Annotated in this window: 12 protein-coding genes; 9 read left to right on the top strand and 3 right to left on the bottom strand. The window is 61.3% G+C overall.

Annotation, left to right across the window (positions count from 1 at the left end; translation table 11 throughout):
* Positions 1–145 precede the first annotated feature (145 nt).
* A complete protein-coding gene (locus B3C1_RS03620) occupies positions 146–721 on the bottom strand; it encodes a 4'-phosphopantetheinyl transferase family protein (RefSeq protein ID WP_035481031.1) in 576 nt (191 codons plus the stop codon).
* A 69-nt stretch (positions 722–790) separates the two neighbouring features.
* Here B3C1_RS03620 and folM point away from each other — a divergent pair, with 69 nt between their 5' ends.
* From folM to B3C1_RS03605, 3 genes are all read left to right on the top strand, one after another.
* Positions 791–1486 carry a dihydromonapterin reductase gene (gene folM / locus B3C1_RS03615; RefSeq protein ID WP_035481028.1) on the top strand — a complete coding sequence of 232 codons (696 nt, stop codon included), beginning with the start codon at positions 791–793 and terminating at the stop codon, positions 1484–1486.
* Between the two features lie 11 nt (positions 1487–1497).
* Complete coding sequence (gene folE, locus B3C1_RS03610) at positions 1498–2049, top strand: GTP cyclohydrolase I FolE (RefSeq protein ID WP_008482979.1); 552 nt, start codon at positions 1498–1500, stop codon at positions 2047–2049.
* Positions 2050–2287: 238 nt separating this feature from the next.
* Positions 2288–3145 (top strand): dihydrodipicolinate synthase family protein, encoded by an 858-nt coding sequence (locus tag B3C1_RS03605; protein WP_008482978.1) that lies wholly within the window; start codon positions 2288–2290, stop codon positions 3143–3145.
* A gap of 293 nt (positions 3146–3438) precedes the next feature.
* Here the strand turns inward: B3C1_RS03605 and B3C1_RS03600 are convergent, their stop codons facing one another.
* Positions 3439–4164, bottom strand: a complete 726-nt coding sequence (locus B3C1_RS03600) for an SDR family NAD(P)-dependent oxidoreductase (protein ID WP_008482977.1) — start codon at positions 4162–4164, stop codon at positions 3439–3441.
* A gap of 66 nt (positions 4165–4230) precedes the next feature.
* On the opposite strand from B3C1_RS03600, the gene B3C1_RS03595 reads away from it, so the two are divergent.
* From B3C1_RS03595 to B3C1_RS03575, 6 genes are all read left to right on the top strand, one after another.
* A complete protein-coding gene (locus tag B3C1_RS03595; RefSeq protein ID WP_008482976.1) occupies positions 4231–4767 on the top strand; it encodes a glutathione peroxidase in 537 nt (178 codons plus the stop codon).
* Between the two features lie 53 nt (positions 4768–4820).
* The gene (locus B3C1_RS03590; protein ID WP_008482975.1) at positions 4821–6350 is read left to right on the top strand and encodes a cryptochrome/photolyase family protein; all 1530 of its coding nucleotides are present in this window, start codon (positions 4821–4823) and stop codon (positions 6348–6350) included.
* Positions 6320–6472, top strand: a complete 153-nt coding sequence (locus B3C1_RS19685) for a DUF2256 domain-containing protein (protein WP_008482974.1) — start codon at positions 6320–6322, stop codon at positions 6470–6472. The genes B3C1_RS03590 and B3C1_RS19685 overlap by 31 nt, the downstream gene beginning before the upstream one ends.
* Entirely contained in the window at positions 6454–7671 is a 1218-nt protein-coding gene (locus tag B3C1_RS03585) for an FAD-binding domain-containing protein (protein WP_008482973.1), read from the top strand. The genes B3C1_RS19685 and B3C1_RS03585 overlap by 19 nt, the downstream gene beginning before the upstream one ends.
* 122 nt (positions 7672–7793) lie before the next feature.
* Positions 7794–8345 (top strand): sigma-70 family RNA polymerase sigma factor, encoded by a 552-nt coding sequence (locus tag B3C1_RS03580; protein WP_237750959.1) that lies wholly within the window; start codon positions 7794–7796, stop codon positions 8343–8345.
* Positions 8335–8994 (top strand): ChrR family anti-sigma-E factor, encoded by a 660-nt coding sequence (locus tag B3C1_RS03575; protein WP_008482970.1) that lies wholly within the window; start codon positions 8335–8337, stop codon positions 8992–8994. The genes B3C1_RS03580 and B3C1_RS03575 overlap by 11 nt, the downstream gene beginning before the upstream one ends.
* 47 nt (positions 8995–9041) lie before the next feature.
* On the opposite strand, the gene B3C1_RS03570 is transcribed toward B3C1_RS03575, so the two are convergent.
* Positions 9042–9644 (bottom strand): FMN-dependent NADH-azoreductase, encoded by a 603-nt coding sequence (locus B3C1_RS03570; protein ID WP_008482969.1) that lies wholly within the window; start codon positions 9642–9644, stop codon positions 9042–9044.
* Between the last annotated feature and the right edge of the window lie 99 nt (positions 9645–9743).

Genomic DNA, 9743 nt, shown 5'->3' with positions numbered 1-9743 from the left:
AAAGCCCTTGAAACAGTCTGTTTCAAGGCGCCAGGCAGAGAGTGTTTTACAGGTCCGGTTCTATCGCGGTTTACGTCCATACTGTCCTCTCCCCGCAGGCTTTCCGTGTCGGGGAGCTCAAATCATTCTGTATCTTTCAGGGGGCCTAGCCCCGGACGCCGCAGTCTATCAGACATTCAGCTTTCATTAATATCGGACTTTGCCAACGTGGTCGCAATTTTGTGACAGACGCAATGACCAAGGGTACAGATTGTGAACAGTTGTAGAGGAAAAGCGGCGCCAACCCCGGCGCTGTGACGGTTTTTTCACCCCAAAGCAGCTGCTCGGGCGCCACTGCCCTGCCCCAGGTTTTGATGGCAGCTTCATAGGCGCACCAGCGCCGGTAAAAATGCTGCTGGGGCCAGCCTAGCCAGTCGGCCATGGCGCCAAGGGGCCGGCGGGATTTGGGGACTTCAATGTCAATGCCCAGTAATTGGTCGGACACCGCCGCTGCCACCCAGGCACCGCTGTGGCTGAGACTGACCTTGGCCTCGGGGTGCCAGGGTGCCCCCGTCTCGTCCCTTTTCAGCTCGTCCGGCGCCACGGGCCGGCCCAAAAAGCGCCCCAGCAGCAGGCTGCCCAGGTGCTGGGCGGCCAGACGCTGAGCGGATTTCGCGGCGGGGGGATGGCTATCGCCCAGCAGTTCAACAACTGGGCAACGGCACCACAAAAGTGACGGCATAAGGTGATCCAGGGCGGCCAAGCAGGTAGTATGACTGCCCAGTTTGACTTTAACCGTTGAGAAAGCCAAATGACGGCCAATCCCGTGCTGATCACCGGCGCCGCCCAGCGCGTCGGCTTGCACTTGGTCCGTCGCCTCAAGGAGCGGGGCCTGCCGGTCATCATGACCTATCGCCGCCACCGGGAGGTGATCGACCAATTGACCGCCGAGGGTGTGCGCTGCGTCCAGGCCGACTTTGCCACGGACGCCGGTATCCAGGCCCTGGCCGATGCCCTGCAGGGCCAGCCCCTTAGTGCCATCATCCATAACGCTTCCAGTTGGGAGCTGGAGCCGGCCCTGGACGCGGCGGCCTGCCACTTTGACGCCATGATGCAGGTCCATGCCAAGGCACCCTACCTGCTCAATCGCCACCTGGCGCCACAGGTGCAGGACGGGGGCAGCATCATCCACATCACCGACTACACCGTAGAGCGGGGAAGTGACAGGCACATTGCCTATGTGGCTGCCAAGGCGGCCCTGGCCAGCCTGACCCTTTCCTTTGCCAAACAGTTGGGTCCGAGGGTCAGGGTTAACGCCATCGCCCCCAGCCTCATCATCTTCAACGAGGATGACGACGAGGCCTACAAGGCCAAGACCCTGGCCAAGTCGGTGATGGGTATCGAACCGGGCAGCGACGAGGTGTGGCTGGCGGTGGAGTACCTGTTGAACAGCCATTACGTTACCGGCCGCACCCTGCACGTGGACGGCGGCCGTCATATTCGCTAAGAGAGCATCCCATGACTGAACAATTGGCTAAGCATTACGAAGCCATTATCCGTGGCCTGGGGGAAGACCCTTCCCGTGAAGGCCTGCTCAAGACCCCCGAGCGTGCCGCCAAGGCCATGCAGTACCTGACCAAGGGCTACCATCAGTCCCTGGAGGAACTGGTCAACGGCGCCGTGTTCAGCTCCGACAACGACGAGCTGGTGATCATCAAGGACATCGAGCTGTACTCCCTCTGTGAGCACCACCTGCTGCCCTTCGTGGGCCGCTGCCATATCGGCTACCTGCCCAGTGGCAAGGTGCTGGGGCTGTCCAAATTTGCCCGCATCGTCGACATGTTTGCCCGCCGCCTGCAGATCCAGGAGAACCTGACCCGCGAAATCGCCCTGGCCGTGCAGGAAGTGACCGGCGCCAAAGGGGTGGGGGTGGTGATCGAAGCCAAGCACATGTGCATGCAGATGCGCGGTGTGGAAAAACAGAACAGCGTCATGAAATCCAGCGTCATGCTGGGTGCCCTGCGCGAGTCTTCGGACACCCGCAAGGAATTCCTCTCCCTGCTTCGCTAAGCAAAAAAAGGCGCCGCTGGCGCCTTTTTCTTTTCAAGTTTGACGGCCCCCTCGCCGCTTTCCCTCTTTGGGCGCCAATGCCCTCGCAAGCAACTTGTCCTTAATAGCCGCCACAGCCCTCAGTGAGTGTCTTGCCTTGCTGTGGCGGTTTCTTTTTTACAGCTCCCCTATCTGGACAAGCTTTTGTTCTGGCTAACCATTAGGCTAACCTCGGCTTTTTACCGGGAGCCTGTCGGCCATGTTCGGAACCTTGAGCGCTTTTCCCCTTACCCCCTATGACGACGGCCTTGACGCCCAGGCCTATGCCGGGCTGATCGCGCGCCTGGCGGCCGCCCGGGTCGACTGTATCGGTGCCTTGGGTTCTACCGGTTGCGCCCCTTACCTTTCCCTCAAAGAGCGCCAGGAGGCGGCCCGTATTGCCGTTGCCGAGTCGCAGGGCGTGCCGGTGATGGTGGGGATCAGCGCCCTGGCCAGCCGTGACGTCCTGACCTTGGCAGAGGGCGCCCAGCAGGCCGGCGCCAAGGCGTTGCTGCTGGCCCCGGTCTCCTACCAGCCACTGGAGGAGGACGAAGTGTTCGGCCTTTACCAGGCGGTCAGCCAGGCGTCCTCGGTACCTGTCTGCGTTTATGAAAATCCCCGCACCACCCAGTTCACCTTTTCCAATACCCTGCGCCAGCAACTGGCGGCCCTGCCCCAGGTGGCAGCCTTTAAAATTCCGGGCCTGAGCGCCGACACCTTGCAGGCGCTGCGGCCCATGCTGCCGCCTTCCATTCAGTTAGGAGTGGCCGGGGATGGGTTTGCGGCCGCTGCCCTTGGTGCCGGCGCCGATCATTGGCATTCGGTGCTGGCAGGGCTTTTCCCCGAGGCCTGCCAGAGGCTGGTCAGCGCCATAAACCAGGGCACAGACCCTGCCGACCTGGGGGCCCTTTGGGCACTGTTCAGTCGCTACGGCAGCCTCAAGGTGATGGCAGCCGCCGCCTCGGCCATGGGCCTTGCCAACAACAGCCTGGTGCCCCCCTTGAAACCCTTGGTCGGCGAGGCTCAAACCGAGATAAAAGCCACATTGATGACGCTGAATTTATTAGCGATTTCCTAACTTTTTACACAAAAATACTCAGTTAATGGATGCCTGGGTCGCTTAATACCTTGGCAAGCATTTTCGTCCCATGACACCGCCACAGGGTGACCCCTCTGTTAACCTGATTTCCTGTGGCGGATACTTTTCTCCATCAACAACTTCTGCTCCTTTGACCAGGCCATTGCGCTTGTCGGTCACTTTTCAGCCAATCCTGGGTCAACTCCCTGTCAGGGGCCTTTCCTTCAACAGACTTCAAGTTATCCACAACCTTGCCCCCAGCTTCTGTTGATATCCTCAAGGCCTTGTATTCCTTACCAGGGAATGGCGCTGCCGTCCCAAGCCCAAAAGCCGCCATGGGCCTGTGGGCCAGCCACTTCCAAAATGGCCAACAGCTGCCCGGCCGCCCGCTGCGGGCTGAAAAGCCGCTCAGGCGGCACATTCTGGCCAAAGGGGCGGGACAGAGCAGTATCGGTAGTGCCCGGATGCAGGGTCAGCAACAACACCCCAGGGTGGCGCCGGCCCAGCTCCACTGCCAGGGTGCGGTTAAGCTGGTTCTGGGCAGCCTTGGCGGCCCGGTAGCTGTACCAGCCCCCCAGATGGTTGTCGCCGATGGACCCAACCCGGGCCGACAGGTGGCCGATAAGGGCCTGGCCGGCGGCGGCGAGATGGGGTAGCAGCGCTTGTACCGTCAGCGCCTGGGCCAAGGCGTTGACCCTGATGCTGTCCATAAAGGCAGCCTCGGTCAGGGACTCCAGGCGCTTTTCCGGCGCCAGCCCCTCGCCGTGCAGGCGCCCGACCGTGTTGATGAGTAGATGCAAAGGTGCGCCCCCCAAAGCCTTGACCAAGGCCTGCCTGCCCTCTTGGGTACAGATGTCGGCACTGACGGCGATGCCATGGGCACTTTGGCCAGAACGGCTGGCGGCATACAGCTGGTTCACCTGGGGGTGGCTGGCCAACTGGGCGCAAAGGGCCCGGCCTATGCCTTGGCTGGCGCCTATCACCAAGGCATTGCAGCCCTTGGGAAGATGCTGGAACATGATAAGGTCCTGATCTGATGGCCGACCCTGGGTCGTACGACGCCAAAACACAAACGGAGCATTGTCATGCTAAAACGCCTTATTCCCCTGCTGGCCGCCCTGGCCTTGCCGGCCATGGCCGCCGATTGCCCAAGCACCCTCAAATTCGTCAAGCGCAAGCTCAACTCCGAGGAAACGGTCAACCTGTGCCAGGCCTACCAGGGCAAGACCCTGCTGATCGTCAACACCGCCAGCTACTGCGGCTTTACCCCCCAGTTTGACGGCCTGGAAGCCCTGTACAGCCAATACAAGGACAAGGGCCTGGTGGTGCTGGGTTTCCCCTCCGATGATTTCTTCCAGGAAGCGGACGACGAGAAGACCACCGCCGAGGTCTGTTTTACCAAGTACAAGGTCAACTTCCCCATGTTCGAGAAGCTCCATGTGCGCGGTGACGATGCCGATCCCCTCTATCGCATCCTGGCCAGCCAAGCCGACGACAGCGCCCCCAAGTGGAACTTCTACAAATACCTGGTGGGCAAGGACGGCAAGGTCATCGAACTCTTTTCCAGCCGGACCAAACCGGACAGCGAAGAGCTGCGTAAAGCCATTGAACGTGCGTTGTGATCTCCTGTCTGACACTGCGGCGGGCTCAGGCCCGCCATTTTTTTGGGTAGTCGATGGCCAAACTGATCCTGGTGCTGGGGGACCAGCTCAGCCTTAACCTTGCCAGCCTGCGCTGTTACCAGCCGGGGGATGCCGTGTTGATGGCCGAAGTGATGACCGAGGCCAGCTACAGCCCCCACCATCAGAAGAAACTGGCCCTGGTATTCAGCGCCATGCGCCATTTCGGCAAAAGCCTTAAAGACGCCGGTTATCGCCTGCGCTACTGCGCCCTGCCCGGCTCCAGACCCAGCCTGGTGGCGGAAGTAGAGGCGACCCTTGCCAAAGATCCCAGCCTTGACAGCCTGCTGGTAACCGAGCCGGGGGAGTGGCGCCTGCTGGCCGAGATGCAAGGCTGGCAGGCTCGCCTCGGCATTACCGTTACCCTCTTGGATGACGACCGTTTTTTTTGCTCCCGCCAAGCCTTTGGCCAATGGGCAAAGGGCCGCAGCCAATGGCGTATGGAGCATTTTTACCACCAGCAGCGTCGCCAAAGCGGCCTGCTGATGGACCAGGGCCGGCCCCTTGGTGGCCGCTGGAACTTCGATGCCGACAACCGCCAAGGCTGGGACGGCAGCGCCCAGGTGCCGCCCCTTCGCCACTACCCCAACGACCCCATCAGGGAAGGGGTACTGGACCTGGTTGAGCAGCACTTTGGCCAGCATATGGGCAAACTCAGGCCCTTCGATTTTCCGGTCACCCGGCAGGAAGCCCTGGCGGAGCTGGCCGACTTTATTCAATTGCGCCTGCCGTCATTCGGCGCCTGGCAGGACGCCATGGCCATAGGCGAGGACTGGCTCTTTCACTCCAGGCTCTCCCCCCTTATCAACCTGGGCCTGCTCGGCCCCCAGGAAGTCTGTCAGGCGGCCGAAGAGGCCTACCACAGCGGCCATGCCCCGCTGGCGGCGGTGGAGGGCTTTATCCGGCAAATTCTTGGCTGGCGCGAGTATGTCCGGGGGGTGTATTGGACCCTGATGCCGGGTTACAAGGCCAATAACGCCTTGGCTAGCACCCGGCCCCTGCCGGATTTTTACTGGACCGGGCAAACCCAGATGCGCTGCATGCACGAAGCCCTTCGCAACAGCCTGGATAACGGCTACGCCCACCATATCCAGCGGCTGATGATCACCGGTAACTTCGCCCTGATAGCCGGTTTGTCAGTTGAGGCGATCTGCGACTGGTATCTGGCGGTCTACATGGACGCCTACGAGTGGGTGGAGCTGCCCAATACCCTGGGTATGGTGATGCACGCCGACGGCGGCCTAATGGCGTCCAAGCCCTATGCCGCCTCCGGCAAGTACATCAAACGCATGTCCAACTATTGCAGCCAGTGCCCCTACGACGTCAACAGCCTCACCGGCCCCAAGGCCTGCCCCTTTAATGCCTTTTATTGGCATTTTTTACTGCGAAACCGGTCCAAACTTGAAGCAAACCCCCGTTTGGCTATGCCCTACCGAACCTTGGACAGGTTCGGCCCCGACAAACGGGATGCCATAACCCAGCAGGCCCAGGCCCTATGGCGAAGACTGGACGACAACGACCTGTGAAGATCTGCCCTGTCTGCCAAAGGCCCTTCTCGTGGCGCCGTAAGTGGAAAGACAGCTGGGACCAGGTCAAATACTGCTCCGAACGTTGTAGAAGGAGTAAAAGATGCAGGCCATCTTGCTGAACGGTCAGCTGCGGCTGCACCGCAATCCCCTATTTGACGGTGTCGACAGCGCCCTGCTGCTCTGGTGCTGGCCAAGGCGCGCCAGCCCCCTTCGCCAGGCCTGGCTGGCCGCCAACCTGGCCAAGGCACAACAGACACTGCGCCAACGGGGGGCCGACCTCTTTGTGCTGGAACAACGTCAACTGCCGGACTTTTTGGCACGCCATGGGGTAAGCCAGGTGCGCATGGCCCAGCCACTGGCCCCTGAGGAAGCGGCCCTTGGCAGCACCCTTGGGGCCGAGTTGGCCCCGGCCAACACCCTGTTCGATACCGCCGAGGCAGGAGCCACCTTCAGCCAGTTTAAAAAGAGCATGGCAGCTCCCCAGCCAAGGTCCTGCCTGGCGGCGCCGCCTTCAAGCCCCCTGGCCGCCCCCACCCTGGCCCCGCTGCCAGGTACCTTTCGCTTTGAACCCGGGGAGGAGGCCGCCAACGAACGGCTGCTGCACTTTGTTCGCCAGCACCTTAGCCATTACAAGGCCAGCCGCAACGGCCTGCTGGGGGACAGCTTTTCCAGCCAGTTGTCGGCCTACCTGGCCGAAGGGTTGCTGGCCATAGACCATGTCTGGCAAGCGGTGCACAGTGCCCCGGCCGGTCCTGGCCGCCAGCAGCTCTTGGATGAACTCTTATGGCGCGAATTCTTTCATCACTGGTTGGCCGGCCAAGGGGCCCGGGTCTTTACCGGCGGTCCCAAAGGGGCAAGGGATCAGCGCCTTAAAGCCTGGCAGCAGGGCCAGACCGGCCTGCCCCTGGTGGATGCGGCCATGCGTGAACTGCTGGCCACAGGCTACATGAGCAACAGGGCCCGCCAGAATGCGGCCAGCTTCCTGGTGCATGATCTCGGCCAGGACTGGCGCGCCGGCGCCGACTGGTTCGAGCAACATCTACTGGACTACCAGGTGTCGGCCAACTGGGGTAACTGGGCCTATATCGCCGGCCACGGCGCCAACCCCAGGGCCATTTATTTCGACGTGGCCTGGCAGAGCCAGCATTACGACCCCGATGCACTTTACCTGCGCCACTGGCTGCCGGAGCTGGCCGAGCTGCCCACCGCCCGCATTCACCGCCTGCCCTGGCTGGCGCAAAGGCCCGCCGGCTACCCGGCTCCTGTGGGTTTTGACGGTTGGGGCTTTGGGCCGCCACCTACTGATCTGCACGGCTAGCTGCCACGTATGTCCGGCAAAGCCCTTTGATGCGGGCAAGTTGGAGTGACGGAATGTGGATAACAGCCCCGGGCACAAAGGGATATACTGGCACCAGTACCCCCAGGCAAGTGGACAACAATGTGAGCGCGGACAAGCTGGCAGAGGATCTCAGTCTTATCGCCAAGGCTCGCTGTAAAGAGGCCTTTCGCCGCGTATTCACTCACTTTGCGCCCCGCCTCAAGGCCTTTGGCTTCAAGCAGTTCGGTAATGAGCAGCTGGCCATGGAGCTGGTCCAGGAGACCTTGCTGACCCTGTGGAACAAGGCCCATCTTTACGACCCGGACAAAGCGGCTGTCAGCACCTGGGTATACCGGGTAGCCCGCAACCAGAGTTTTGACATGATGCGGCGCCAAGCGGCCCGCCCGGAAACCCTGGTGGCCGACGATTTGTGGCCCTTGGACAGCCAGGATCTGGAGCCCGATGACCTGGAACAGCAGATCCTCGGCGACCAGGCCAGGGCCTGCCTGGCCCTGCTACCCAAGGCCCAGCGCCAGGTCATAGAGAAGATTTACGTGGAAGACAAAACCCAGCAGGAAACGGCGGCTGAACTGGGGGTGCCCCTTGGCACCGTCAAATCCCGGGTCCGCCTGGCTCTGGAACGCCTCAAGGAGCATCTGCACCGTGAAGATTAAGCACCATCCTGCCCAGGCCCTGCTGGTCGCCCATCAGGCCGGCGACTTGCCCTTGGCCACCAGCGCCGCCCTGGCTGCCCACCTGGCCGGTTGCAGCTATTGCCAGGCGGTGTTGGCCGAACTGGAAGAAGAGGCGGCCGGCGCCTTCGAGGCCCAGAGCCTACCGGTACGTCAAGACGACTTTGACGCCCTGCTGGCCAGGCTGGACCAGGCGCCGCCTGCCCAGCCCGCCCCTATTACCCTGCCCAGTCTCAGTGTCAACGGCGAAAGCTTTGTACTGCCCAAGGCCCTTGGTGGCCTGGTGGCTAGCGTAGGCAGTTGGCGCCGCCTGGGCTCCAAGGTATGGAGCGCCGACCTGGATCTTGGGGACAAAAAAGCCAAGGCCAGCTTTCTTTACGTGGACAGCCATACCCGTATCCCCAAGCACACCCATGGGGGCGAAGAGATCACCCTGGTGCTGTCGGGCAGCCTGGCCGATGAAGGCGGCCGCTATGGCGAGGGGGATTTTCTGCTGAAAACCCCGGCCGACGAGCACCAACCCTACACCCAGGACAGCCCCTGCCTTTGCTTTACGGTGCTGAGCGCGCCCTTGGTCTTTACCGGCCCCCTGGGGCGCCTGGCCAATCCTTTGCTCAGGCTCTTTTTCTAGGCATGAAAAAGCCCGGCAGTTGCCGGGCTTTTTGCTGGGTGGACGCCTTAGAGAGCAGCGGCCACTTCAGCAATTTTCACTTTGGCGTCGGCAAAGGCCTTGGCTTTGGCGTCTTCGCCCATGTTCAGGCCTTCGGCATAAACGAAGGTCTGGTCGTTGACACCCATCAGGTTAAACAAGGCGCCCAGGTGCGGGGTTTGGGAATCCCACTGGCTACCGGCATAAACACCGCCACGGGCGGCCAGCACCACCAGTTTCTTGCCTTCGATAAGGCCTTGGGGGCCATTTTCGGTGTACTTGAAGGTCACACCGGCACGGGCCAGGCGATCCAGGTAGGCTTTAACCTGGCTGGGAATACCCAGGTTGTAAAGGGGCACGGCCAGTACGATAACGTCATGGGCAGTGAATTCTTCAATGAGCAAGTCGGAGCGCTGGGCCAGTTCGGCCTGCTCGGCGGTGCGGTCGCCAGGAGCGGCCATCCAGCTCAGGATCTCGGGGGCACCCAGGTGGGGCAGGTCGAGGGCAATCAGATCCTTTTCGGTGATCTGAACGTCTTTGCCAGCCAGCTCGGCTTTAAATGCCGCCGCCAGTTGCGAAGAGTTACCCTGGTCACCGAAGATAGAGCTGCTCAGGAGCAGTACTTTTTTCATGGGACAATGCCTCGTTCAAGTTGAATGGCCCTCACTCTACCTTCAGAAAACAAAAAGAATACCGCTAAAATTCGCAGCCTTTACCTCACAAAATCGAAT

Source organism: Gallaecimonas xiamenensis 3-C-1 (genome assembly GCF_000299915.1).
Classification (GTDB): domain Bacteria; phylum Pseudomonadota; class Gammaproteobacteria; order Enterobacterales; family Gallaecimonadaceae; genus Gallaecimonas; species Gallaecimonas xiamenensis.
This window is presented reverse-complemented; position numbering and strand designations above follow the sequence as displayed.